This is a genomic window from Kitasatospora terrestris (assembly GCF_039542905.1).
GTDB lineage: Bacteria > Actinomycetota > Actinomycetes > Streptomycetales > Streptomycetaceae > Kitasatospora > Kitasatospora terrestris.
This window is the reverse complement of sequence record NZ_BAABIS010000001.1, coordinates 7,120,046-7,145,664: the sequence shown is the minus strand read 5'-3', so window position 1 is coordinate 7,145,664 and position 25,619 is coordinate 7,120,046. Positions and strand designations below refer to the sequence as shown.

The following is a 25,619-nucleotide window of genomic DNA, read 5'->3' as shown; positions in this document are numbered from 1 at the left end:
CCACGAACGGCGGCCCGGCCTCCCCCACAGGAGCACGCATGACCATGTCCGCACGCCCCGCAGCCCGCCGCCGCGCCGCCGGACCCGCGGTCGCCGCGATCGCGCTGGCCACCGCCCTCGTGTCGCCCGCCTCCAGCGCCCGGGCGGCCACCCCCGTCACCGGCAGCCTCATCCTGGCGGGCGGCGCCGTCGCGGCCACGAACTCCGCGGTCTACGGCACCTTCCTCAGCAAGGCGGGCGGCGCGTCCAACGCCCGCATCGGCATCATCACCGCGGCCTCCGACGTGCCCGCCAACGACCCGAACGCGGCCGACCCGAACACCTGCAGCAACTCGGTGTGCAACGGCACCTACTACGCGAACCTGCTGAAGAACACCTACGGCGCGGCCGACGCCCAGTGGATCCCGATCGACCTCGACCACGTCTCCAACAACTCCAGCCAGAGCGTCATCAACCAGATCAACTCCATGACCGGGTTCTTCTTCGGCGGCGGCGACCAGAGCCGGCTCGTCACCACGCTCCTCAAGAGCGACAACACCGACTCCCCCGCCCTCGCCGCGATCCGCGCCAAGTTCACCGCCGGCGCGGCGATCATGGGCACCAGCGCCGGCACCACCATCGCCAACGGACGCGACATGGTCACCGGCGGCGAGAGCTGGGACGCCCTGCGCTACGGCTCCTACACCAGCATCAGCAGCAGCTACCCCGACGACCTGTCCTACCGCCCCGAAGGCGGCTTCAACTTCTTCACCTCCGGCCTGCTCGACACCCACTTCGCCGCCCGCGGCCGCGAAGGACGCATCACCCGCCTCGCCGCCGACACCGGCCACACCCGCGCCTTCGGCATCGACGAGGACACCGCCCTCGTCGTCACGAACCCCGGATCCACCAACGAGACCGACACCGTCGTCGGCACCAACGGCGTCTCCGTCTTCGACCTGCGCACCGCCACCATCGGCACCCACAGCGGCTACTGGTCGATCGACAACGTCAAGTGGTCCTACCTCACCAGCGGCGACAGCTACAACCCGACCACCTGGACCCAGACCTCCCCCAAGCCCGCCCACAACCCCGGCACCGGCACCGTCGGCAGCCGCTGGAGCGACGTCTTCTCCTCCCCCGAGCCCACCACCGGCCACCCGTACCAGATGGTCAAGATGGCCACCGAACTCGTGAACGCCGGCCGCAGCACCTACCAGTACGGCATCAGCTACGAGAGCGGCCCGACCTTCGAGGCCGACCTCACCAAGGGCACCGGCTACCAGGCCTGGAAGAGCGGCACCACGGTCTCCTTCGCCAACCTGACCACCCACCTCTACGTCTACTGATCCCGAACACCGGGCCCGGGAGGGCTATCGCACCTCCCGTCATGCGGTCAGCAGCCGCTCGATGTGGTCCAGGGCGCCCGTCAGATCGTGGGGCCGAACCAGACCCTGCGGCCTGGACGGGGCCCACCCCGGGCCCGCGGCCAGCACGAAGGGGTGCGAGCGGCTGCCCCGGCCTCCCCAGGCCGCCTCCATCGCCTGACGGGCGAGCGCGTGATCGGCGGTCCGGTCGGTCTGGGACCAGAGGGCCACGGCAGCGGGCCCGGTTCTGCGGACCGCTTCCAGCAGGGCCTGCGCCGGAACGGCGGGGCCGAGCATTCGACTGGGCAGCCCGCGTTCGGCGAGTCCGGCCACCAGGGCGTCCAGCGGCAGGGTGTGGAGTTCTCTCGGGGTCCCGGCGAGCAGCGCGAAAGGCCCGGGGCGGGGATCGCCGCAGCGGTCGGCGACCACGCGGAGCGCCGTGGAGACGTGCCAGGACAGGAGGTGCTCGACCTCCACGTACCGCTCCCCCTCGGCGGCCCACTTCCGGCCGGCAGCGCGAAGCGCGGGAGCCATCACCTCGGTCCAGGCACCCACGACCCCCAGGTCCGCGACCACCGTCCGCAGGATCCGGGAGACCTCCACCGAGTCCAGCCGCACGGCGGCACGCGCCAGCCCGCGGCACTCGGGCCTGACGGGCCCGACCGGCAGCGCAGAACTGCCTCCCGGCGCAGCCGGGCGCTCCGTGGACACCGGCCGACCCCGGACGGCTCCAGCCGTGCCGCCGGAGACCGTCCGGTCGGACGCGGACCGCAGCGCCGACCGTGCCGCTTCACCCGGTGCGACGCCCCGGGCCGTCAGGGCGCACATGGTCTCGAGCACCGCAATGTCCTGCGGGCTCCACCGGCGGTGCCGACCGGTCTCGTGGTGCGCGGGGCCGATGCCGTAGCGCCGCTCCCAGGACCGGACGGTCGTCGGCGACACCCCGAAGCGGCGGGCCACGTCACCGGTGGTGACGCCGACTCCTCCGGCGTGGTCGCCGAGGGCAGCCGGCCTCTCGGGGGACTGGGATGTCACTGGTCCCGCCATCTGAAGATCCTCCTCGTCCTGACGGACAGACCGGTCCGGGCGGGTTGCGTCCGGGCAGGCGGCCGCAGGAACCACCGGCCGCGCCACCGCCCTGCGACGCCGGAGAAGTCGATCGGGCGAAGGGCCGGTCGTACGCGCCGCGGCCTCGAACCCGCCCGGGAGGCGCAGCTCTCCAGTGCCGAGGTGGACTGCCATCACGATCACGCCCCGTCGACGGTGACGGGTCGAGCTTGGCACTGCCCTCCGTCGTTCTCCCTTCGCACCGCTTGTGCAGTGGAAGCCGGCGCCCCTGCCCTGCGCCTGGCGGCGGCCCTGTCACCGCAGCCTGGTTGGGTGCGGCCATGACGGACTGGTCGCTCTTCACCCACGCTCACGGCTCTGCCGACGACATTCCGGCGCTGCTGGAGCGGGTCGAAGCCGAACCCGGAACGGAGCGTCGGAGCGATCTGTGGCAAGGGCGGACCGCCCGCTCCGTGGTCTCCGACCCCGCCGACTACGGTCACCCGACGGAAGCCGTCCTCGGCTTCGAAGGCGTCCCCAAGTGGAGCGAGGGCGACCTGCACGGCGTGCGGCGCCGATTTCTGCGTGGCGGACCAGGTGTGAGGTGGCTCCTTCCCCTTGCGGGGGAGGAGCCACGGACCGGCAGTCGCGGTGCTTCGCGGCGCAACCCTCAGGGGAGGGCCGGCGTGCTCACCGGGTCGGGCCTGCGATGCCGGCAGGAGCCGAGCCGCTCAGCCGGCGCGAGGTCGCGGGGGCCGCCGCCTCGGGATGGCGGTGTCGCCAGTAGGGGTTGTCCAGGGGCAGCTTGGCACTCACCCGCCCGTACATCCCGAAGGTGGCGATGACCAGGCCCATCACGAAGCTGAAGAGGACGTTGGGGATCCGGAACGCCAGTACGTTGGCGCCCGAGTCGAGCAGGGCGAGGTTGACGAACCCGCTCAGGACGAAGAGGGTTCCTACCACGATGTTGATCGTCGAAGCGGTGTTCCCGCCGATGGCCGCGCCGACGATCAGCACCGCCGCGGTGGCGATGGAGATCCAACTCAGCAGTCCGTTGCTGGTCAGTCCGGCCACGCTCTGGCCGGTGGTGCTGAAGAACGCCAGACCGTCGGCCAGGCCCAGGCAGCCGAAGACCAGCAGCACCACGCCGCACAGACCGGCACCGATCCGGTAGACGTTGGCGAGGCGGTGGTCGACGGGAAGCTCGTCGCGGAAGTCCATGACAGTCCTCCTTTTCGCTCCTCGGAGACGGGCGCCTCCGCTCTCCACCATCGGCGGTGCGCGTTCGGGGGGGACAGTTGCACCGCTTGCGCACCGCTTGGTGGACGCAGGGCGGTCGGCCTGCGGAGGGGCTATCCGCCGACCAGGCGACGCGGATCGAGCAGGTCGTCGAGGACCTCGGCCGGAAGGACCTCCGCTTCGCGCGCCACGTCGCGGACCGGGCGCCGCTGCGCGACCGCGCGGCGGGCGAGCTCGGTGGACAGCTCGTACCCGAGGACGGGGTTGAGCGCGGTGGCCAGGACGGCGGACCCACTGGCCTGGCTGTAGGTCCGTTCGGCGTCCGCCCGGATGCCGGCGATGCAGGCTCCGGCGAGGAGCGAGCAGGCCGCCGCGAGCCGGCGCTGGGCGGTCAGGAGGGTGTGGGCGATCAGCGGCTCGAAGGCGTTGAGCTGCAGCTGGCCCGCCTGGGCGGCGAGCGAGACGGCGGTGTCGGCGGCGATGACGTCGAAGCAGACCTGGGTGACGGCTTCGGGGATGACGGGGTTGACCTTGCCGGGCATGATGCTGGATCCGGCCTGCAGTTCGGGGAGTTTGATCTCGGCGAGGCCGGCCTGGGGTCCGGAGGCCAGCAGGCGCAGGTCGTTGCAGAGCTTGACCAGGCGCAGCGCGAATCGCTTGAGGGCGCTGGAGAGTTCGATGAACGCTCCGGTGCTCTGGGTGGCTTCGACGAGGTCGCGGGCCGGGTGGACGGGGACGCCGGTGATGCGGGCGAGGTGGTCGGCGCAGGCCTGTGCGAAGCCGGGGTGGGCGTTGAGGCCGGTGCCGATGGCGGTGCCGCCCATGTTGATCTCGCACAGGGCCTCGGCGGAGCGGTGCAGGACGGTGATGTCGTCGCGGACTCCGAGTTCGAAGGCCCTGAATTCCTGACCGAGGGTCATGGGGACGGCGTCCTGCAGTTGGGTGCGGCCGAGTTTGACGATGTCTTCGAAGGCGGTGGCGCGTTCGGCGAGCGCGGTGGCGAGGCGGTCCATGGACGGCATGAGCACGCGGGTCGCTTCGTGGAGCGCCAGTTTGACGGCGGTGGGGTAGGCGTCGTTGGTGCTCTGTCCGAGGTTGACGTGGTCGTTGGGGCTGAGCAGCGCGTAGTTGCCGGGCTCGCTCCCCAGGAGTTGCAGGGCCCTGTTGGCGATGACCTCGTTGGCGTTCATGTTGGTCGAGGTCCCGGCGCCGCCCTGGAGGACGTCGACGACGAAGTGCTCGTGCCACAGGCCGGAGCGGATCTCTTGGCACGCGGCGGCGATGGCGTCACCGAGGCCGGTGTCGAGGACGCCGAGGTCGCAGTGCGCGAGTGCGGCGGCCTGCTTCACCGCGGCGATGGCGGCGACGAGTTCGGGGTGCACGGAGATGGGGGTCCCCGTCAGGGGGAAGTTCTCGGCGGCCCTGAGGGTGTGGATGCCGATGTAGGCGTCGGCGGGCAGTTCGCGGTCGCCGAGGAGGTCGTGCTCGACGCGCTGGGCGCTGTTGCCGGGCGCGGGAGGTGTCGGGTGAGGGTTCACGGTCTTCCAGGGTCTGTCACGGGGACCGCACAGCTGGTACTGAGCGTTTCAGATCTAGTAACTAGCAGAGCAATCGTAATTTCCGCAACAGCCCCACCGCGTCGAACCCCGGCCCGAGGACACCGTTGCGGGAATGTAACTCTCGATACATTCACTCACGTCATGCTTCAGATGTAACTTCTGTTCGCGCCGCGTCACCTTCCTCCCCGGCGCACGACCGAAGGACTCCCGCCATGACCTCGCACAGCACCGCTGCGACCAGAGTGATCACCTCCCTGGCCCTGGCGACCGCCTGCAGCCTCGCACTCACCGCGTGCGGCTCCTCCAAGGCCGACACGCCGGCGGACGGCAAGGCCGCGGCCCCGGCCGCCGCGGCCACCTCCATCAACGGCGTCACGATCTCCACGGACCCCAAGCTCACCGAGCGGCTGCCCGAAGCGATCAAGAAGGCCGGCAAGGTCCGGGTCGCGACCGACCTGCCGTACCCGCCCTTCGAGATGTACATCGCCGAAGGAAGCAAGGAGATCACCGGCATCGACTACGACCTGGGACAGGCGATCGGCGCCCGACTGGGCGTCAAGTTCGAGTTCGCGAGCCAGAAGTTCGACGGCCTCCTCCCCGCGGTGCAGGCGGGCAAGTTCGACGCCGTCATGTCCGCCATGACGGACAAGAAGGAGCGCGAGCAGGCCGTCGACTTCGTCGACTACATCAACGCGGGCCCCGGCTGGCTCGTCAAGAAGGGCAACCCCGACGGCATCAAGGTCGTCACCGACGTGTGCGGCAAGAGCGTCTCGGTGCAGACCGGCACCAACCACCAGAAGATCCTCGAGCAGCGCCAGGAGCTGTGCAAGCAGCAGGGCAGGCCCCCGATCACCGTCCTCGCCTTCCCGAAGGACTCCGAGGCGCAGCTGGCGCTGCGGGCGGGCAAGGTCTCCGCGGACTTCCTCGACGAGGTGACGGCGGCGTACGTGGCGGACACGGCGGACGGGGGCACCACGTTCGAGACCGTCGTCGGCAAGGAGGCCGTCGGGCCGACGAGCTCCTCCCCGATCGGGATCGGTGTGGCCAAGTCGGTGCCAGGTCTGAAGGAGGCCATCCAGGCGGCGCTGCAGTCGCTGATGGACGACGGCTCCTACGGCAAGATCCTCGCGGGCTACCACGTGTCCAACATCGCGATCCCGAAGGCGACCATCAACGGCGCCCTCGACTGACCTGACGGTCCGCGACCGGCAGCCGCAGCCCGTCTCCCCCATGCGGGGAGACGGGCTGCGGCTGCTCCGTCGTCCCGCGCGCGCCTCGACCGCGGCCGGCAGGCCCGCCGTTCCTGGGACGCGTTCCCACCGTCCCTCCGACGCGCGGTCCGCCCCACCGGGCGGGGCGGCCGCCGGGGCCCCAGGCGCCGAAAATCAACCGGGTGAGTTGCGTGAGGTCCGGGGAAGAAGCCCCTCATGAGACAGCTCAGCGAATCTGCCGGGGCACCGTCCGCGCCGACGTGGCGGGCCCATGCGGCGGCCACTGCGGCGGTGGCCGTCGCCGCCACCACGGCCTCGATCCCCAGCGGGGGCGGCAGCGACTGGTACCGCCGGCTGGCCAAACCGGCCTGGCAGCCGCCCTCGTGGCTGTTCGGCGCCGTGTGGACCCCGCTGTACGCCTCGATCGCGTACGCCGGCGGGCGCGCCCTGGCCCGCGCCGACGGGGCCCGCCGCCGGCACTACGCGTTCAGCCTGGGCGTGAACCTCGCGGTCAACGCCTCGTGGTCCTGGCTCTTCTTCCGCTTCCACCGACCATGGGCCGCGGCCGCTTCCACCCTCCTGCTCGACATCTCCAACGCCGACCTCGTCCGCCGCAGCGCCCGGATCGACGCCACGGCGGCGCGCGTGCTGGTGCCGTACGCGACGTGGTCGCTGTTCGCCACCGCCCTCTCCGCCGACATCGCGGTGCGCAACACGTGAGGCCGACCCGGTGACGCCGCTCCGGCGGCGGTGCACGTGGCCGGCGACCTCGCTCCGGCGAACGGTTCGCGGGGCGTGGGCACGGTCCGCTCCTCGGGGCGGTCCGTGGACAGGTCGGGGGCGGGACGGCGCGCCGCAGGGGGGTCGGCGCGCCGTCCCGCCGATTCAGGTGGTCGAGGGTTCCTTCGCGGGGCGGGCGGTCTCGGGCTCGCCGGGCCACCAGAAGCGCCGCCCGGTGAGCAGGACCAGCGCGGGAACGAGGACGGTGCGCACCAGGAGGGTGTCGAGGAGCACACCGATGCCGACGATGATGCCGATCTGGGTGAGGGTGATGAGCGGCAGGACGCCGAGGACGGCGAACACGGCGGCGAGGAGGATTCCGGCGCTGGTGATGACGCCTCCGGTGGAGGCGAGGGCGCGCAGGACCGCACGGCGGGTGTCGTGGCCGGCGACGGTGTCCTCGCGGGTGCGGGCGATGAGGAAGATGTTGTAGTCGACTCCCAACGCGACGAGGAAGAGGAAGGACAGCAGGGGGACGTTGGTGTCCATGGCGGGGAAGTCGTAGAACGTGCGGAAGATCGTCCAGCTGGCGCCGAGGGCGGCGAAGTAGGACAGGATCACGGTCGCGACCAGCAGGAGCGGTGCCACGACGGCGCGCAGCAGGGCGACGAGCACGATCAGGACGATCGCGAGGACGAGGGGGACGACGACGCGGGTGTCGTGGGCGTTGGCGCGGGAGGTGTCGTAGGCCTCTGCGGTGGTGCCGCCGACGAGGGCCCGGGAGTCGGGGACCTGTGCGACGCTCCGGCGCAGTTGGTCGATGGCGCGGTCGGAGGCGGCGGTGCCGGGGGCGGCGTCGAGGACGACGTCGGCGCGGGCCCAGCGGTCGGTGTGGGCTCCGGGGGTGACGGAGACGACGCCGGGGACCTGGCGGGCGGCTTCGAGGACCTGGTCGGCCGCCGCGGGGGTGGAGACCAGGGTCAGGGGGTCGACGGCCCCGGCGGGCTGGACGGCGGCGAGGGTGCGCTGTCCGAGGATGGCCTCGGGGGTCTTGCGGAAGGAGTCTTCCTGGGCGAGGCCGGTCTTGAGGCCGAGCGTTCCCGAGGCGAGGACGAGCAGGACGGCGGTCCCCGCGAGGGCGACCTGGGCGGGCCGCTTGGCGACGCCCTGGCCGATGCGGGACCACAGGCCGCGGCGGTCGGCGGTGACCGGGTCGCCGACCTTCGGGATCAGCGGCCAGAACAGCCACCGGCCGGGCAGGACGAGGGCGGCGGGCAGGACGACGAGGCCGAAGAGCATGGCGGTGAGGATGCCGACGGCGCCCGCGAAGCCGAGGCCGCGGTTGCCGGTGAGTTCGGCGGCCAGCAGCGTGAGCAGGCTCAGCACCACCGTGGTCCCGCTGGCGAGTACGGCGGGGGCGGTGCCGCGCCAGGCGCGTGCCATGGCGGTGAACCGGTCGTCGGTGAGGTGGAGTTCGTCGCGGTAGCGGGAGACCAGCAGCAGGGCGTAGTCCGTGCCGGCGCCGAAGACCAGGACGGAGAGGATGCCGGAGGCGGAGGCGTCGACTTCGACGCCGGCGTGCGGGGCGAGGACGCCGACCAGGATGCCGGCCATGCGGTCGCCGGCGCCGACGACGAGCAGCGGCACCAGCCACAGGACGGGGCTGCGGTAGGTGATCAGGAGCAGCACCGCGACGACGGAGGCGGTGGCGATGAGCAGGGTGCTGTCGGCGCCGGCGAAGACCTTGGTGATGTCGGCGCGGACGGCGGGTCCGCCGGTGACCTGGGCCTGCAGGGGCGCGGTGAGGTTTTCGGAGGCGCTCTGGCGGATGCGGTCGATGGTGGCGGTGTTCTCGTCGTCGCCCGCCCCGGTGGGCAGCAGGACGGCGACGGTGGCGACCTTGTTCTGGACGATCTGCGGGCGGGCGGCTCCGGGTGCCAGTCCGAGGGTGCCGAGGGTTGCGGACCGTTGGGTGATGAGCGCCTGCTGGTCGGCGGTGAGCGGGCTGCCGTCGCTGTTGCTGTAGACGACGATCGCGGGTGCGGCGGCACCGGTCGGGAAGGTCTTGACGATCTCGGCGACCTCGGCGGACTGGGCGGAGGCGGGGAGGGAGGTTCCGGTGGCCTCCGTGGTGGTGGCGTCCGAGGGGCCGAGGGTGAAGGCGGCGCCCAGGCCGATGACGGTCAGCAGGAGGACCAGCCAGGCGACGGCGCGGGGGCGCGCGGGGCCGACGGTGTGGTCGCTGTTGGCGGTGGACCGGCTCGGGCGGCCGGTCGTGGTTCGGGACACGGGAACGCACCCTCTAGAGTCGTTAAGTAACTTAGCGATCCCTACCGTGTCAGAATTGCCGGTATGGCGCAACACCACTCGTTCGGAGCCGCGGCCGATGCGGATGGGACCGCCGCACGGCCCCTCCCCCGCGCCGGCGCGCCGGCGGGTGACGACCTCTCCGCCGCGCTGCGCCAGGTCCTGACCCTCACCCAGCTGGCGCGCGCCGAACTCGCCGAGCGGCTCGGCATGCCGCTGACGAACGTCGAGGCGGTCGAGCACGTGCTCATCGCCAGGAACGCCGGGGCGCCGATCGGCCCGGTCGAACTGTCGCGAAGGCTCGGAGTCACCAGCGCCGCCGGGACGCAGTCGGTGAACCGGCTCGTTGCGGAGGGCCACCTGACCCGCGGCCCCCACCCCGACGACCGGCGCCGTCAGATCCTGGACGTGACGACGTCCGGCTTCGAGCACGTCATGGGCGAACTCGCGCCGCTGCTGGGCCTGGTCCTCGGCGCCGCCGACGGCCTGACCGACGAGGAACGGGCGGGCGCCAAAAGGTACTTGGAGCTTGTGGCAGCCGCCTACCGCCGATACCTCGAGCCGCAGGCCCGAGGCGAAGAGGAAGCCGGGCCCGGCGCGCACCGCACCGGGCCCGGGTCGGAACGGAAGGCCTCGCCGGCCGCCCGGCAGGCACCGCCGACGGCGGGTCCTCAGCCGGTCCCGGCACTGACCCGGCGGTCGAAGCGGGTACTGCGGTCGCCCTCCGGCCCGCCGGTGACCCCGTCCTCGTAGTGCGCGAGGGCCAGGCCCAGGCCGAAGAAGGTCGGCGCCCACTCGCCGACGAAGATCCCCCACCGGTCGGCGCGTTCGATGCCGGCCTGCTCCGCCTTCATCGACACGATCCAGCTCGCCAGGGAGAGTCCCACCGAGCCGAGCGCGGCCGCGTAGGCGTGCTCACTGGTGATACCGGCTTCGTGAAGCTTGCGAACGATCATCATGGCGATCACTCCTCCTCGGGATGCCCTTGCGACTCAGCCTGCGCGCAGCCGCTCCCCAGCGGCAGTCGCATCGGTTGCGCACGCATTGGCCGCTCCGAGGCCGGGCGGGTGCGGCTACGACGGCGCGCGGGTCGCGCCGCGCATCGCACGGATCAGCCGCTCGGCGGCGAACCGGGGGCCCGCGGCGAGGGCCTCGGCGCGCCTGGCCGCACTCCCGCGCGTGCCCGCCGCCAGCAGCTCCCGCAGGGCCGCGCCGGCGGCTTCGACATCCACGGTGTTGGGATCCCCCGAGATGCCGAGGCTGGCTCGCTCGGCATCGTGGGCAATGGCGAACTGGTCGCTGGAGAACGGCAGGACGAGCGCCGGCACGCCGGCCGTCAGGCATTCCGTGAAGGAGTTGTTGCCTCCGTGGTGCGCCATCACAGCGGTGTGCGCCAGGAGCTGCTGTTGCGGGACGGACTCGGCGATGCGCAGCCGCTCCGGCGGCGCTGCCGCCAGCCGGGGATCGCGGGCCAGCTCTTCGACCCGGTCGCCCGCTGCGACGATCACCGACGCGTCCGTGTGGTCGAGTGCTGCCCGGGCGATCGTGCGCAGGACGTCGTGGCGGGCGGAGAGGAAGGTGCCGAAAGCGATCAGGACCAGCGGGCGCCCGCCGGAGGTCAGGCGGTCGACCGTGGCCCGCCAGCTGTCGTCCAGCCCGGATTCCGCGGGCTCGGGTGTGCAGTGCCCGGCGTAGATGGGCACCGGGCCCTTCGGGGCGGGAGGAAGCCACGGCAGGGGAAGGTAGTTGAACACCACGGCGTGGGGCGAGCACAGGGCGAAGGCCCGTCCGGGCGGGGGCCGGTCCGGCGCATGCCGTTCGGCCACGCGGTGGAACGCCTCGGTGAACGCCTCGTCGTTCACGGCCGCTTCCGCTCGGAGGTGCGCGAGGTCGCCGGGGTCCGGGCGGACGGTGTCGGGCCAGGCGTACGGCAGTCCGAAGAACGCCTCCGGGCCGGCGGGGATGTAGCTGGGATGGCCGGGGCAGAACGTGGCGTACGGCAGGTCCAGGCAGTGCATGGCCAGGGTCACCGGGTAGCTGAGCTGGTCCACCAGGTACCAGTCGGGTCGCACGGTCCGGTCGAGGTCGCGGATCTCCGTCAGGATCCGGTCGGGGTCGGCGAGCATGTCGGCCCGTCGGTGACGTGCCTGGGCGAGCAGGGCCGCGACGGCGCCCGTGCGGGTCGCGTCCAGGAATTCCCGCAGCCGTTCGGCTTCGCTGCCGGCCTGCTCCGTCCGCTCCGCGATGCCGGTGTTGGCGTTGCGGGTGACGGTGAGCCCGGCGAAGCCGAGGCCGTGGGCCCGGGCCAGGCCGGCGAACGCCGGTGCGCAGGCCAGCGTGACGTCCGCCCCGGTGTCGCGCAGCGCCGCGCCCAGAACGCTCAGGGGCGTGGCGTGCGAGCGGAAGGGCGGGCTGATGACGACGACTCGAGGCACGGATCCTCCGTTGCCGGCACGTTCAGCGGTCGCGGGCGGCGGCCGGGAGCGGGTGCCGCTCCTGTCGATGATGCCACGCGGGCATGCGCGGGTCCGCCCACGCGCTCCCTTCGACCCGCACCATCCGATGCGGGGCCCGGTTCCGAAACCGTCTGTGGCAGCGCCACCGACGAAGGGCCCACCCCGATGCCGCGTGACACCTCCGCTCCGTTCGACGCGACCCCCTCCGCGACTCCCCACGAGGACGTGGCGGCCCGGTGGCGCCACCACTGGTGGAACCCCGGAGCGCCCGTCCCGGAGGGCGACGACCTCCTGTCACTGCTGGCCCGGGCCGAGTACGGCCACGGTCCCCACCGCCGGAACGGCCACACGCCCCCTCCCGACGACCTCCTGGCAGCGGACCTGCGCAGGGCCGCGCGATCCGCAACGCCCACCGCTCCGCTGACGCTGGTGGCCGCGGCCGGCGGCACCCCGGTGCTGCAGACCGCCCTCGCCGAAGCCTGGGCGGTCACCGTCGCCGCGGGCCACCGGGAGCACGCGACCTCCGCCCTGCGCAGCAGGCTCCTGCTGCCCGTCGCCGCCGCGGAGGCCGCGTGCCTGCTCGACCTCGCCGAGGCCCACGCCCTCCGCCCCCTCACCGCCTCCGAGTGCGCCGCCCGAGCCCGCAGCAGGGATCCGCGCGAACGGCACGCGGCCTGGCGCTACCTCTCCGGCATCCCCGACGGGGGGCGTGTCCTGCCGCCCGGCCCAGGCGCCGCCGCCGGCCCCTACGAGGCACTGCTGCTGTCGGCGGCCTGGGAGCGGGCGGTGCCCGACGCGCAGCCGGGCGCCCTGTTCCGCCGAGCCGTCCATGACCTGCCCGAACGCACCGGCGCAGGGCTCGTCGCGGCGCAGTCGATGATGATGGGGCAGCTGGGCGACCCCGGGGTCGGTCTCAGCGGGGGGATGAGCGTCCTGGTCGCCGGCCTGGGCGATGCCATGGCGGCCACCCGCCAGGTCTCACGGGTCCTCACCCTCGTCCTGCTGGACTCCGAGCACCTTCGCCGCGGTCGTCCGCTGGTCGAGCAGATCGGCTCCGGGCACTGGGCGTTGGGGATCCCGGTGCGCGGCGGGGGGCCGGTCGATCCTGCGACGGCGCTGTGCCTGCGCCCTGCCGTCGCCTGGTGGGCGAGTCGCCTCCTGGCGCTTCCCGGCGCCGCTCCGGACGTCGTGCACGCACGCTTCGCGGACGACTGTTCGCTGGCCGTGGCCGACGCCGCCCGACGCCGCGGCGCCCGATTCGTGTTCACCGCCACGCCCGATCCGCACCGCACCATGACCGAGCGGCACCGGGGCCTGCCCCGCACCTCGCGCAGCGAACCCGCCGACGCGCTGCGCCTGGACCTGCACCGGATCTTCGTCGCCGACCGCCTGGTGGCCCGGTCCGACCTGCTGGTCGCCATCCCCGGGCGCGCCGGCGACGGCGACCTCGCGGAGCACTTCCCCCAGATCCGCGCCGGGGCGCCCGCACGGCGCATCGCCTCCCCGCCGGAAGGGATTCCCCCCTTCACCCCGATGCCCGGCGACGAGCAGGTCGCCGACACCCTCATGGCCCGGCTCTACCGGGACGGCGACCGGCCCGACGGCCTCGACCCCGCGGCACGCGCCAGGCGCCTGATCCTCAGCGTCGGCCGTCTGCACCCCGTGAAGCAGCAGGACAGGCTGGTGGAGGCCTGGCTCGAATCGGGCCTGCACCGCTCCACGACGATGCTGCTGGTCGGAGGATCGGCCACCCGCGCCACCCCTGTCGAGACCGAGATGCGGGCCAGGATCGCCAAGCTCCTCTCCGGACATCCGCAGGCGCGCCGCCACATCGCCCTGTGGCCCGCCCTGCCCAACCGCCAGGTGAGGCTCCTCGAACGCACGCTCGCGGGCCTGCGCGCCGGCCAGGCCCTGTACGTCTGCCCCAGCGCCAAGGAGGAGTTCGGTCTCGCCGTCCTCGAAGCGATGGACTCCGGACTCCCCGCGGCAGGCCCACGGCGCGGAGGCGTGCCCCACTACATCCATGACGGCGCCAACGGTTTCCTCCTCCCCACGGAATCCACCTCCGCGTTGGCGAAGCGGCTGGCCGCACTCGCCGACCTCGCCGACGGCGAGCTGGCCCGTGTCGCCGATGAGGGCCGCAAGAGCGTGGCCCTGCGCTTCTCGGCGTCGACGATGGCCGAGTCCCTCGTCGCCGAATACAGCCGGCTCACCGGACCGTCCTCCGGCGCTCGCCCTCACGAGTGATCGGCAGTGGGTCCAACCGGCCGTGCACGCCGCCCCGTTCGGCCCACGCACCGCGGGCTCACGCGGGGTACGGACCCGCTCCCCGGCCGGGGACCGCTCCCCGGCCGGGCCCGCAAGGAGATGGGCTGCGGTGTGCCGAGTGGCGGCGGACTGCGCAGGCGCCGCGGCCTTCGAACGGTGATGCGGCCAACCGGTCCGGCCTTGGCAGGGCGCCCGCCGTGCCAAGGCCGGATGTGCGCACCGAGCGGGGGGTCGGCCGCAGCTCGCGGCAGCCACGGGTGCGCCGGGCGGGGCCTCGCGGGTGGTTCGGTGGTCAGTGCGACGGGCCGCAGCTCGCCGGCGGCTTCGACGGCCGCGTTCGGATCGGGGCCAGCACGACCCCGTGTCTTCCAGCAGGAGCGCGACGGCACCGGCTTTCCGGCTCTCGGTGGGACATGGGCGGAGGATTTCGGGCCGCGTCTTCAGCCGTGACGGCTTGGGTTCGTCCTGGCCGCACGGCGGGCTGGTGCGGCTGGACGGGCGTCCGGGGCCGGGGACAGCACTGCCGGCCGCCGCTCGCGGGGAGCGGCGGCCGACGGGGTGCGGTCGGTCAGGAGGTGGGCATCAGGACGGTGTCGACGATGTAGACGGTGGCGTTCGAGGTCTGCACGTTGCCGCACACGACCTTGGAGTTGCCGTTGACGGTGAACGCCTCGCCCGAGCCGGTGACGGTGAGGTTGCTGCCCTCGAGGGTCTTGTGGTCACCGGGCAGGGACGCCGGGGTCAGCCGGTCGGGGGTCACGTGGTAGGTGAGGACCTTGGTGAGCTTCGCCTTGTCGGCGAGAAGCGCGTCCAGCTGGTCCTTCGGCACCTTGGCGAAGGCGTCGTTGGTCGGCGCGAACACCGTGATGTTCTGGGCGGAGTTGAGGGTGTCGACCAGACCGGCCTGCTTCACCGCGGTCACCAGCGTGGACAGGGCGGGGTTGTTCGACGCGGCGGTGGCGACGGGGTCCTTCGCCATGCCGGCGAACGAGCCCGCGCCGTCCGCCGGCACGGCCGCACACCCGGCGCCGAACGGCTGGTCCGCCATGGCGGCGCCGGAGGCGGCGGAGCCGGCGGCCGAGGACGCGGCAGAGGACGGGGTCGTCGTCGGGGAGGCCGCGGAGCCGGACGAGTCACTGCTGCAGGCAGTGAGGCTGAGCGCCAGCGCCCCGGCGGCGAACAGGGCTGCGAGCGAGGTGCGTCGGGAGACGACGGAGCTCATCGGGATTCTCCTCGTATCGTTTGCCATTGCTGGGAAAATGGGCCGTCGCGGGTTGTTCCGGCGCGGCGGCGGCTTACAACTGTCATTCGGCGCGACACGGGCCGCGGATGGGTGCCGGTTCCTGATTTTTCTCAGGACGCGACCGGGACCCGGCTGGGGACGCACGTACCGGGGCGCCGCGGCGCGGCCGGCGGGGCGCGGTCAGGAAGTGGGCACGACGGCGACGAGGGCGGGCGGGACGGCTTCGGTGATCTGCTTGCCGCTGAGCATGCCGCGCCCCATGGGCGCCGGGGGGACGACGAGCCGTTCGACGCCACCGAGGCCGGCGGACCGCACCGGGTAGCGGACAGACCCCGGTCCCTGGCTGACGTCACCTACACCGACGTCAGCCTCACCGACACCGCCAACGGCGTCGCGGGGACCGTCGCCGGTACCTCCAGCGCGTGTTCTCCACCTTCCGCAAGCAACCCCGCTGTCCAGCCGTCAGGGCGAACCGTCTCGCGTGGACTTGCCGGCGGCAGCGGAGGTCGGTGGATGGGCGCGTCGTTCTTCCACGCCGGTGGCGGCATCTACCGGTGCGGCCGGGACGGCGGCGTGTTCGCCGTGCACGCCGGGCAGGCGCCGGACGGCTTCGCGCACCCCGATGCCACGCAGGCAACGACCGTGCCGACGGCGAGGCGACCTGAACGCCCTCCCGGCACAGGACGGGCCGTCGGCGCAGACTCGCCCCCCGTCGGCGCCCCGCGGTCACGGTGACAGCCCCCGGCCGCAGCGACTGCGGGCGGGGGCCGCCGTGGTGGTGCGGGTCGGGTCAGAGGGCCTTGCCGTTGACGTACAGCGTGGCGGGGCCGTTGGGGGTGCGGGCGCCGGCCGCGACGGTGCCGTAGGTGATCGCGCCCTCGGCGATCGCTCCGTCGGTGGTGGTGCCGGGGGTGATGGCGCCGTCGACGACGACGCCGTCGGTGACGGGGCCGTCGGTGACCGCGCCGGGCGTGATGACGTTGCTGAGGGCCGTGATCTTGTCGGCGTTGGAGCTGCGGAGGCAGTCGTCCGGGTTCTCGCCCGGCGCGGCGTCCCACGCCCCCCAGGCGACGCTGGTCACCGGGGCGAACGCGTAGTCACCGAACGCGTAGTCACCGAAGGCGTAGTCACCGAACGACCAGGTCCCGAAGGCGTAGTCGCCGAACGACCAGTCGCCGAAGGACGGGGCGTTCCAGTCGGCGGTGCCGGTCTCGTACGTCGGCTCGCCCTTCCAGCCCTTGAGGATGAACCCCGTGTACTGGTTGGCCTTGCGGGCGTCGACGTCGATGTCGTAGCCGAGCGTGCCGGTGACGGTCCCGGCGCGGCTGCCGGTCCGGGTTCCCTCACGGGAGGCGTCCCGGCTGCCGTCACGGCTGCCCACCCGGGAGCCGCTCCGGCTACCGGTGCGCTCGCCGTCGCGCACCCCGTCGCGGTGGAACGTCTTGGTGCCGCTGCCGTTGGTGAACGTGCAGGTCAAGTCCTGCGAGACGGCCTGGGTCGCCGACTGGGTGCCGGCCTGCGCCGCCACCTGGCTGCCGGCCTGGGTGCCTGCCTGCGTCCCGGCCTGGGTGGCGGCCTGCGACAACGACTGGATCGTCGGCTGCTTGGCGGTGAACACCAGGCTCTTGCTGTCCACCGCCTTCTGCAGGGCCGCGTTGTTGTAGCCGAGCGCGGTCTGGACGTCGCCCTTGCCGACGAAGCCGGTACCGGTCGCCGAGTCGAAGCCGACCGACGCCGAGGCGGGGGTGGCCCCGAGGGCGATCGCCACCGCGGACACGGCGACGCCGCCGGCGAGCTTGCTGCGCATGTGCATGTAATCGAATCTTTCTTCGTGTCGAAATTCGAACACAATGGCCGACCTCGGGGCGCCCTTGCGCCCCTCCCCCGGGTTCCCGGCCGGCGGCCGCGGCAGGATCCGCGCCGCGAGACCAATTGGCCCAGAACGCAGATCCGAAGTACAGCGCAAACCGGCTTTCGCGACCATCTCGTGGCGGAGCGTCAGCTCATTCGAGGGGTATTTCCGGATTCCCTGACACGGGGACGCATGAGCCATAGGCTGGCACGGCCTGACACCCGATCCGCGAAGCCCCGATCGCGGGCTCTGGACGCGTCCGCGACAGAACGCGTCTCTACGGCTCGATTTTCCGGCCGCTGATTACCCGCGGCCGGCATGCGCATGGACAGACTCGCTTGCGACAGGCGCCACCCATGCCCTCCCGATCCCGGAATCAGGATTCGGCGCTCCGCTCACAGCCGCCTTTCAGCTTTCCTTCAGCCCCCGTGCAGGCTGAATGAATCCACCGGATTATTGCCGTGCACATGGAGAATTCCCCGGGTGGCCCCACAGCCTGAAGGGCCCATCCACGCCCGCCGGCCGTCGGGCCGCGGCGCGCCCGGTGGGCGCGTCGGTGGCGCCGCGCGGCGGGCGGGCCGTACGGTCGGGCTGCCGGGACGGGACGACGAGGGGTGTGCGGACGATGGGTGCGAGCGGGGAGTTCGACCTGGTGGTGGTCGGCGGCGGGCCGACCGGCGAGAACCTGGCCGACCGGGCGGTGGCCGGCGGGCTGAGCGTCGCCCTGGTCGAGCACCAGCTGGTCGGCGGCGAGTGCTCGTACTGGGCGTGCGTCCCGAGCAAGGCGCTGCTGCGCCCGCCCGCGGCGCTGCGCGAGGCCCGCAGGCTGCCCGGCGCCGGGGAGTCGGTGCGCGGGGCGATCGACGCGGACGCGGTGCTGCGGCGCCGGGACTCGTTCGTCGGGGACTGGAAGGACGACGGGCAGGCCGAGTGGCTGGCGTCCGTCGGGATCGAGCTGGTCCGGGGGCACGGGCGGCTCGACGGCGAGCGCCGGGTCGTGGTGGAGGGCCGGGACGGGGAGCGGCGGGTGCTGACCGCGCGTCACGCGGTCGCGGTCTGCACCGGGACGACGGCCGCGCTGCCCCCGCTCCCCGGGCTCGGCGCGGCCGGGGTGTGGACCAGCCGGGAGGCGACCAGCGCCCACGAGGTGCCCGGACGGCTGGCGGTGGTCGGCGGCGGGGTGGTGGCCGTGGAGATGGCCACCGCCTGGGCCGGGTTGGGCAGCCGGGTGACGGTGCTGGTGCGCGGATCGGGGCTGCTGCCGCGGATGGAGCCGTTCGCGGGCGAGCTGGTCGCCGAGGCGCTGGCCGACGCCGGGGTGGACGTGCGGTTCGGGGTGTCGGTGGGCGGCGTGGAGCGGGCCGGGGAGCTGGTCCTGGACCTCGGCGAGGGCGGTGAACTGCGGACCGACGAGGTGCTGTTCGCCACCGGCCGGCGGCCGGCCACCGGTGACCTCGGGCTGGAGAGCGTCGGCCTGGAGCCCGGCGGCTGGATCGAGGTGGACGACACCGGGCTGGCCACCGGTGTGCCGGGCGGCTGGCTGTACGCCGCCGGCGACGTGAACCACCGTGCGCTCCTCACCCATCAGGGCAAGTACCAGGGCCGGATCTTCGGCGCCGTGATCGCCGACCGGGCGGCCGGCCGGGAGCTCGACATGGCGCCGTGGGGCCGCAGCGTGGCGACCGCCGACCTCGCGGCCGTCCCGCAGGTGGTCTTCGCCGACCCGGAGGTCGCCGCCGTGGGCCTCACCCTGGCCGAGGCGGAGGCCGCGGGCCGGCGGGTCCGGGCAGTGGACTACGACCTCGGTAATGTGGCCGGCGCCGGCCTGCACGCCGACGGCTACCGCGGCCGGGCCCGGGCCGTCGTGGACCTCGACCGCGAGACCCTGCTCGGCGTCACCTTCGTCGGCCCCGGCGTCGCCGAACTCCTCCACTCCGCCACGATCGCCGTCACCGCCGAGGTCCCGCTCGCCCGGCTCTGGCACGCCGTCCCCGCCTTCCCCACCATCAGCGAGGTCTGGCTCCGCCTCCTGGAGACCTACCGCGGCTGACCGCGCCCGGCCACGACCGGCCACGGCATCCACGGAGGACGCGGTGGGCACAGCAGCGGACCGCGGCGGGGGACTCGTCCCCAGGCCGCCGAGGACTCCTGCAGCGCCGAAGGCCGCCCTGGCGGTCGTGGCACCGGGACGGCGCGCCCCCACCACCGGAGTCCGTCCCTGGCACAGCGGTCGGGCGGCCCCGAGGAGGCGCGCTCGCACCTGACGGTCTCCAGCGAGCTCCTGCGCGCCGCCACGCGGGCGGCCCGGAGGCCGCCGGCCGCGGGGCGGCGTGATGTGCGCCACAGAGGTTGGTGTCCGTGCGCGGGAACGGCGTTGGTGCGTGCAGCGACGAGGCGTGCGGAGCGGGGGCGTGCGGCACCGGTGGCCGGGGTGGGGGCAGGGTAGGGGCGAGGCGCGGCGGGGTGGTTGTCCGCGGGTGGCGCTAGGTTTCCGACATCAGCGCGAACGGGGTGGATTCTCCCCCGGTCTGTCGCGGTGGTTCCGAGACGTGTGGCGCAGGATGTGGGGACCGTTATGGGCTGGGTGGCGGCGGGCGACGGGTACGAGGTCGCTCTCGTGGAGGGTCGGGTGACGGCGCGTTCGACGGCCGGGCGTTCGGCGGGCCGGCAGTTGAAGACGCTGCCGAAGGCGGTGCGGGAGCATCCGGAGACGGACCGGCTGCGCCGGTTCGCGGAGTGGCTGGACCGTCACGCCGCGTCCTGCCGGGAGCAGGTGGACGCGTGGATGGTCTCCTCGCTGCCGGTGCCGACCGGCCTGCTGGCCCGGGTGTGGCCGGACGAGGCGTGGCAGGCGGCGCTGCGCGACCTGGTGGTGGTCGGTGACGGCGAGGACGAGGTGGGTTTCCTGCGCGACGCGACGCCGGACGGCGAGTTGCGGCTGGTCGACCTGGACGGCGAGACGGTGCGCATCTCCCCCGCGGTGGTGACCCTGCCGCATCCGGTGCTGCTCGACGACCTGGACGAACTGCGGGAGTTCGCGGCGGAGTTGGGTGTCGTCCAGGGGGTGGACCAGATCCACCGGGCGACCTGGCTGCGGCCGGCGGAGCTGCCGGAGAAGGACACCGAGGTCAAGGAGTTCGCGGGCGGGCGGTTCCCGTCGCGGTTCCGGCTGGCGGCGCGGGCGACCTCGCTGGGCTACAAGGTGTCGGGCGGTTACGCGACGACCCGGGTGCGGGACGGCGGGCGGACGGTGGAGCCGGCGGTGTGGATCGGCGAGCCGTACTGGGACGGCGATTCGGAGACCGGGGCGCTGTGCTGGCGGGACGCCGAGGGCCGGCAGCTGGCGCTGCGCGAGGTCGGGCCGGTGGCCTGGTCCGAGGGGATGCGGATGGCCGCCGCACTGCACGCCGGCCGCACGGTCGAGGAGGGGAAGAACGCGTGAGCACCGGGAACGAGGACATGATGACGGGCAACCAGGCGGACGAGCTGCTGCTGGCCGGTGCGGTGCTGGCGCCGGGCACCCGGGGTGCGGGTGAGCGCGCGGTGGCGCTGACCGCCCGCAGCTACCGCCACCCCGCCCTGGACGACCGGGTGGTGGTCCGGCTGGTGCCCGGCGAGCTGGGTGTCGCGGAGGACCAGGCGGCCGGTTTCCTGGGCCTGGTGCCGGCGGCCGAGCCGGTCGAGGTGGGCCTGGGCCTGCGGCAGGCGCTGGGCTTCCCGGAGTGGGTGCTGGCGCACCACCCGGAGGACGGCCACCACGCGCTGGGCATCGTGCCGGAGCTGGAGCGGGTCGCCAAGCAGGCGGTCTCCAAGCCGAAGGCGGCGATGGAGGCGTACCAGCAGATCGGCGAGCGGCTGGCGGCTGCGGTGCCGCACTTCCTGCCGACCTTCTACGAGCAGGCCGGCCGGGTGTTCCTGGGCGCGGAGAACGCGCAGTACGCGGCGCAGCTGTTCGCCCGGGCCCGCCGGGCGGAGGCGCAGCACGGCCTTCCGCTGGACGAGCAGCGGCTGGACGCGGTGTTCCTGGAGTTCGCGCTGGCCGGCGCGCTGCCGGTGAAGGTGCTGTCGGGGTACGCCAAGGAGCTGAGCGCCCGGGTGCCGGCGGCGGAGGCGTTCGAACGGTTCCGGCGGCTGTGCGTGCGCCGCACGGCGGGCGGTCTGGAGCCGTCGCCGGTGATGGCGACCGACCTGCGCCGCCTGGCGAAGGCGGCGGGCGCGGACCCGGAGGCCGCGGAGGGCGACTACCTGGCCGAGCTGCTGACCCTGCCGGCGACGCTGCGGGCGGGCGCGGGCTGGTGGCAGAAGCACCGCGGGGCGCTGGTGGCGCTGGCGCGGCGCGACGAGGTGGCGCGCGGGCGGCTGCTGGAGGTGATGCCGTCCTCGTACGACACCTCGATGCCCGGTTCCTGGGTGGAGCTGCTGGAGGAGTCGGGTGCCTCGGCCGCGCTGTACGACGGCGCGGAGGGCGGCCCGTCGGACGGGGTGGCCGGCTGGTTCGCCCGGTTCCAGGCCTGGCGCGGTGAGCGCTGGGGCTCGGCGCACATCCGGGCGCTGTACCCGCTGGTGGAGCGGATCGCCGGGCGGCTGCGGGCGGAGCACGAGGCGGCCGGTACGGCCGTGAAGTTCACCGGCGCCGACGTCGACCTGCTGGACCTGCTGCTGGCGCTGGGCGTGCCGGTCGCGGACCCTTCGGAGCACGACGCGCTGCGCCTGGAGCAGTGGGCGCAGGAGGAGGAGCGGCGCGACCTGGTGGCGCTGGCGGCCGATCCGCGGTTCCGGCCGGCGTTCCGGCACGGCGCGAACCGGTTCTCCGACGACCCGTCGGGCCGGCAGGCGCTGAAGGTGCTGGTGGAGTCGCCCGGCGGCCGTCCGATGCTGGCCGAGTGGATGGCGCAGGTCGCCCGGGAGCCGCTGGCCGCGGGCCTGCCGGAGCTGTCGGGCGCGTTCAACCGGCTGGGCTGGCTGCCCGGCGAGGTGCTGGTGCTCGCCGAGGACGAGGTGCGGGCCGCCGCGGCGACCGAGGTCGCGCCGGTGCTGGCGCGCGCCCTGCGGGCCGGTCTGCTGGACGAACTGGCCTGGCCCGCCTGGGAGGAGGCGGCGAGCGAGCTGGTGCCGCGGCCGAAGGTCGACGAGATCGTCGTCGCGGACGCCTGGCCGAACCTGATCGCGGCCGGCCCCTCGCAGGTCCGGGTGATCGGCGCCGAGGGCACCGTGCTCAGCCACGACCTGCGGATCCCCGCCGGGGACAGCAGCAACGACCTGGGCTTCCACCACGTGGACGGCTCGCTGCTGGTGCAGTGGGTCTCGCGGGCCAACAACCACCGCTGCATGGGCTACTGGCACACCGACGCCGACCGGGTGTTCGCCATGCCGGAGAACACGGCGCGGCGCGGCACCCGCACCACCTGGCTGGGTTCGATGACCAGCCACAGCCTCCCGCTCGCGGGCGGCGGCTGCACCGGCGGCCACGGCGTGGTGCACGCCGGGGACACCGCGCTGCCCTCCGAGCGCACCGTGATCAGCGACGGGCGCTCCTTCTGGGTGTGGGCCGACCCGGGCGGCGACGACCCGTACACCTGGATGGAGTACGACCCGGCGAGCAACACGGTGGGCCGCGCCGGCGGGCCGGCCTTCCTCGCGGACGCGCTGCGCGGCGCCCCCGCCGGGAGCAGCCTCTCCTCGGGCTGGGTGATGCCCGCGCCCGGCGCCGTGCCCGCCCCCGCCGGGGTGCCGGTCGACGGCGTGCTGGGCTGGCGCACCGTGGCGCTGCCGGACGGCTCGCACCGCGGCGAGGACCTGGCCGGACGCAGCGTCACCCTGGCCGAGGGCCAGGGCCGACCGGTGCGGATCGTCGACTTCCCGGGCGCCGACCGCCCGGTGACGGTCGTCCAGGACGGCACGTACAGCATCCGGCTGGTCGACGCCGACGGCGTCACCACCGCCACCGCCCGCACCGACGACGCGCCCGGCGTGTTCGCCGAGGGCACCCCGATCCTGCCGCCGCTGCGCTTCTGGCACCTCCTGCAGGCCCGCGACCCGGAGGGTTCGGCGGCGCTGCGCCGGATGGACGACGGCACCGCCGGCAAGCTGATGCAGGCCGCCGCCGCGGCCGACCCGCAGCGCCCCGAGGAGCTGCTCGCCGCCGTCCGCGCCGTGCTGCCCGAGGTCACCGCCGACGGCCTGGTGGCCGGTGTCGCCGGGCTGCTGCGCTACGCGGTCGGCCCGCAGCAGCGGCTGGCCGCGGTCGCCGAGCGCCTGGAGCTGGAGCTGTCCGGCGGCGGCGAGCCCGTCGAGGAGGCCCCCGGCCCCGGCGACGCGGAGCTGCAGTCCGCGCTCAACGGCCTCGGCGCGCTCAACCGCTGGTACAACAACGGCCGGTACGCCGCCGAGCAGGTCCGCTTCCTGGCCCGCGCCACCGACCCGGAGGCCGGGGCCGCCGCGCCCGGCACGACCCACCTGGACGCCACCGAGCTGCCGGGCGAGCGGATCGACTGGGAGGTGCTGCCGGTCCTGCCCGCGGCGATGGCGCTGCGCGCGGTGTCCACCGTCGTCCCGGAGGAGGACCGGGAGGCCGTCCGCGGCCTGTTCGAGGTGCTGGCCGGGCTCGGGCTCACCACCGCGGCGGGGGCCGCCCGCTGGCAGCGCCTCCGGCTGCACGTCGAGGCCCGCCACCTGGCCGCGCCGGACGGCTCGACCCGCTGGGGCAACCGCGACGCGCTGCTGCCGCTCGGCGGCGGGGCCTTCCTGCTCTTCGTCGACGCGGCCGTGGCCACCAACGGCGACACCACCTCCAAGGCCTTCATGCACGACCCGACCGGCCGGTTCGAGGTGCCCGCGCCGTACACCGTGCAGTCCCGCGAGCCGGTCGACGGCGCCATGACCGACGACCGGGCGACCGCGTTGCTCGCGTACGGCGAGGGCCGGGAGCCCGCGCCGTGGCTGCCCGCCGCCGCCGAGCGCTTCGCCCAGCTCACCGGCGTCACCCTGACGCTGGCCACCCTGGTGACCGCCGGCCTGCCGCACGTCGACGTCTGGGAGCGCAGCTTCCTGCCCGCCGGGACCCGCAAGCTGCTCGGGGTGAAGGTCGCCGACGCGGCCCTCGCCAAGGACGAGCTGCGCGCGCTCGGCGCCCCGACCCGCCGCGCGCTGCTCGCCGCCCTGCTGCCCGCCGACCCGGCCCGGCTGTGGACCGAGGGCCCGGACGTGGCCGCCGCCGCCCAGGTCTGGAACGACAAGGTCGGCCGCCGGACCGCCGTCCCGGAGGCGCTGCTCGCCGAGGCGGTCCGCGCGGTCCGCACCGGCCGGCAGGCCCGCGAACTGCTCGGCGCCGTCCTCGACCCGGCCGGCTCCCCCGAGCTGACCGAGGACCTGGAGTGGACCGTCCGCGGCGACCGCTGCGTGCCGGTCGAGAACCGACCCGGCTTCACCGCCGCCACCCTGGTCGGCACGGTCGCGATGGCCGGCTGGCTCGCCCACCGGCTGCCCGCCGGCGACCCGCTGCGCGCCGCGCTGCCCGCCGCGCTCGCCGCCGTCCGCGACCGGCTCGCCCACCCCGACCTGCTGCTCGACCTCGGCAGCTACGTCAGCCTGACCGACTTCCGCAAGGTCGCCGGCACCCCGACCGAGGTCGCCGAGGGCTACGAGCGGTACGGCGCGGTCATCATGGCCACCCACGACCTCCAGCCCGCCCCCGGCATCCGCACCGCGCTGCTCGACGCGGCCGGCGAGGACCCGTACCTGCCCGCGCTGCGCGCCAACCCCGCCGCGCTGTTCCCGGCCGAGGCCGCGCTCCGGGCGGTCCGCTCCGCCGGGTTCGAGGCCCTGCTCGCCGACCCCGGCGACCCCGCCGCCGGCGAGCGCGGCCAGGACGGCACCTGGTGGCCGCAGGACCCGTCCCGGTCGGCGCCCGACCTGGTCGCCGCCGCCGGCGAGAAGCACGGCCTCGGCGCGGACGCCGCCACGCTCTACCTGATGCTGCTCGCCCAGCCCGACCCGACCGACCGCAACACCGCCCGCTGGACCGGCTGGCGGCCCGCCCGCCTCAAGGCCGCCCGCGCCGAACTCGCCGCCACCGACCTGGTCGTCCAGGCCACCCGCAGCCGCGCCGGCCGGACGCTCTTCCTGCCCGGCGGCTGGAGCGAGCAGCGCAGCCCGCGCCTGCCGCTGGAGACCTGGAAGCTCCCGCTGCTCAGCGACGGCGGCGACGCCCTCGGCGTGCTGCTGCCCGCCGAACCGGCGGCCGCGCTGTACCGGCGCGCCTGGCAGCGCCTGCTCGACGGCGACCTGCCGCGCTTCGAGGAACTCAAGGCGCCCAAGGCCCGCCGCGGCCGCCGCCGCTGACCCCCTCGTCCGACCGTCACAGAGGACCCAC

General features: G+C 74.1%; 16 protein-coding genes. 8 read left to right on the top strand and 8 right to left on the bottom strand.

The features are described 5' to 3' along the window. Nucleotides 1–38: 38 nt before the first annotated feature. Complete coding sequence (locus ABEB06_RS32745; protein WP_345700535.1) at nucleotides 39–1,328, top strand: cyanophycinase; 1,290 nt, start codon at nucleotides 39–41, stop codon at nucleotides 1,326–1,328. Nucleotides 1,329–1,367: 39 nt separating this feature from the next. Here the strand turns inward: ABEB06_RS32745 and ABEB06_RS32740 are convergent, their stop codons facing one another. The 3 genes from ABEB06_RS32740 to ABEB06_RS32730 all read right to left on the bottom strand — a co-directional run bounded on the left by ABEB06_RS32740 (nucleotide 1,368) and on the right by ABEB06_RS32730 (nucleotide 5,170). Then, nucleotides 1,368–2,393 carry a MerR family transcriptional regulator gene (locus ABEB06_RS32740; protein WP_345700534.1) on the bottom strand — a complete coding sequence of 342 codons (1,026 nt, stop codon included), beginning with the start codon at nucleotides 2,391–2,393 and terminating at the stop codon, nucleotides 1,368–1,370. Nucleotides 2,394–3,083: 690 nt separating this feature from the next. After that, complete coding sequence (locus ABEB06_RS32735; RefSeq protein ID WP_345700533.1) at nucleotides 3,084–3,614, bottom strand: DUF4383 domain-containing protein; 531 nt, start codon at nucleotides 3,612–3,614, stop codon at nucleotides 3,084–3,086. Nucleotides 3,615–3,745: 131 nt separating this feature from the next. Continuing rightward, entirely contained in the window at nucleotides 3,746–5,170 is a 1,425-nt protein-coding gene (locus ABEB06_RS32730; RefSeq protein ID WP_345700532.1) for an aspartate ammonia-lyase, read from the bottom strand. A 233-nt stretch (nucleotides 5,171–5,403) separates the two neighbouring features. On the opposite strand from ABEB06_RS32730, the gene ABEB06_RS32725 reads away from it, so the two are divergent. Together ABEB06_RS32725 and ABEB06_RS32720 are read left to right on the top strand one after the other, a co-directional pair. Beyond that, entirely contained in the window at nucleotides 5,404–6,381 is a 978-nt protein-coding gene (locus ABEB06_RS32725; RefSeq protein ID WP_345700531.1) for an ABC transporter substrate-binding protein, read from the top strand. A gap of 237 nt (nucleotides 6,382–6,618) precedes the next feature. Beyond that, entirely contained in the window at nucleotides 6,619–7,122 is a 504-nt protein-coding gene (locus tag ABEB06_RS32720) for a TspO/MBR family protein (protein WP_345700530.1), read from the top strand. Nucleotides 7,123–7,287: 165 nt separating this feature from the next. Here ABEB06_RS32720 and ABEB06_RS32715 read toward each other — a convergent pair whose 3' ends face one another. Continuing rightward, nucleotides 7,288–9,411, bottom strand: coding sequence for an MMPL family transporter (locus tag ABEB06_RS32715; protein ID WP_345700529.1), 2,124 nt, complete (start codon nucleotides 9,409–9,411; stop codon nucleotides 7,288–7,290). Nucleotides 9,412–9,474: 63 nt separating this feature from the next. Between ABEB06_RS32715 and ABEB06_RS32710 the strand changes: the two genes are divergently transcribed. Beyond that, nucleotides 9,475–10,182 carry a MarR family winged helix-turn-helix transcriptional regulator gene (locus ABEB06_RS32710; RefSeq protein WP_345700528.1) on the top strand — a complete coding sequence of 236 codons (708 nt, stop codon included), beginning with the start codon at nucleotides 9,475–9,477 and terminating at the stop codon, nucleotides 10,180–10,182. Here the strand turns inward: ABEB06_RS32710 and ABEB06_RS32705 are convergent. Next, nucleotides 10,101–10,385 (bottom strand): hypothetical protein, encoded by a 285-nt coding sequence (locus ABEB06_RS32705; RefSeq protein WP_345702065.1) that lies wholly within the window; start codon nucleotides 10,383–10,385, stop codon nucleotides 10,101–10,103. The genes ABEB06_RS32710 and ABEB06_RS32705 overlap by 82 nt on opposite strands. Before the next feature lie 117 nt (nucleotides 10,386–10,502). Beyond that, nucleotides 10,503–11,864: a glycosyltransferase gene (locus tag ABEB06_RS32700; RefSeq protein WP_345700527.1), complete on the bottom strand. Its 1,362-nt coding sequence runs from the start codon at nucleotides 11,862–11,864 to the stop codon at nucleotides 10,503–10,505. A 186-nt stretch (nucleotides 11,865–12,050) separates the two neighbouring features. Between ABEB06_RS32700 and ABEB06_RS32695 the strand changes: the two genes are divergently transcribed. Continuing rightward, nucleotides 12,051–14,132 (top strand): glycosyltransferase, encoded by a 2,082-nt coding sequence (locus tag ABEB06_RS32695; RefSeq protein ID WP_345700526.1) that lies wholly within the window; start codon nucleotides 12,051–12,053, stop codon nucleotides 14,130–14,132. Nucleotides 14,133–14,721: 589 nt separating this feature from the next. Here ABEB06_RS32695 and ABEB06_RS32690 read toward each other — a convergent pair. Together ABEB06_RS32690 and ABEB06_RS32685 are read right to left on the bottom strand one after the other, a co-directional pair. Further along, nucleotides 14,722–15,375, bottom strand: coding sequence for a fasciclin domain-containing protein (locus ABEB06_RS32690; protein ID WP_345700525.1), 654 nt, complete (start codon nucleotides 15,373–15,375; stop codon nucleotides 14,722–14,724). A gap of 811 nt (nucleotides 15,376–16,186) precedes the next feature. Next, nucleotides 16,187–17,209, bottom strand: a complete 1,023-nt coding sequence (locus ABEB06_RS32685; RefSeq protein WP_345700524.1) for a hypothetical protein — start codon at nucleotides 17,207–17,209, stop codon at nucleotides 16,187–16,189. 664 nt (nucleotides 17,210–17,873) lie between these two features. Between ABEB06_RS32685 and ABEB06_RS32680 the strand changes: the two genes are divergently transcribed. The 3 genes from ABEB06_RS32680 to ABEB06_RS32670 all read left to right on the top strand — a co-directional run bounded on the left by ABEB06_RS32680 (nucleotide 17,874) and on the right by ABEB06_RS32670 (nucleotide 25,588). Further along, a complete protein-coding gene (locus ABEB06_RS32680) occupies nucleotides 17,874–19,298 on the top strand; it encodes a dihydrolipoyl dehydrogenase family protein (protein WP_345700523.1) in 1,425 nt (474 codons plus the stop codon). Between the two features lie 525 nt (nucleotides 19,299–19,823). Next, nucleotides 19,824–20,690, top strand: coding sequence for a DUF4132 domain-containing protein (locus ABEB06_RS32675; RefSeq protein WP_345700522.1), 867 nt, complete (start codon nucleotides 19,824–19,826; stop codon nucleotides 20,688–20,690). A 20-nt stretch (nucleotides 20,691–20,710) separates the two neighbouring features. Next, nucleotides 20,711–25,588 (top strand): DNA-binding protein, encoded by a 4,878-nt coding sequence (locus ABEB06_RS32670; protein WP_425559820.1) that lies wholly within the window; start codon nucleotides 20,711–20,713, stop codon nucleotides 25,586–25,588. The last annotated feature ends 31 nt before the right edge of the window (nucleotides 25,589–25,619 follow it).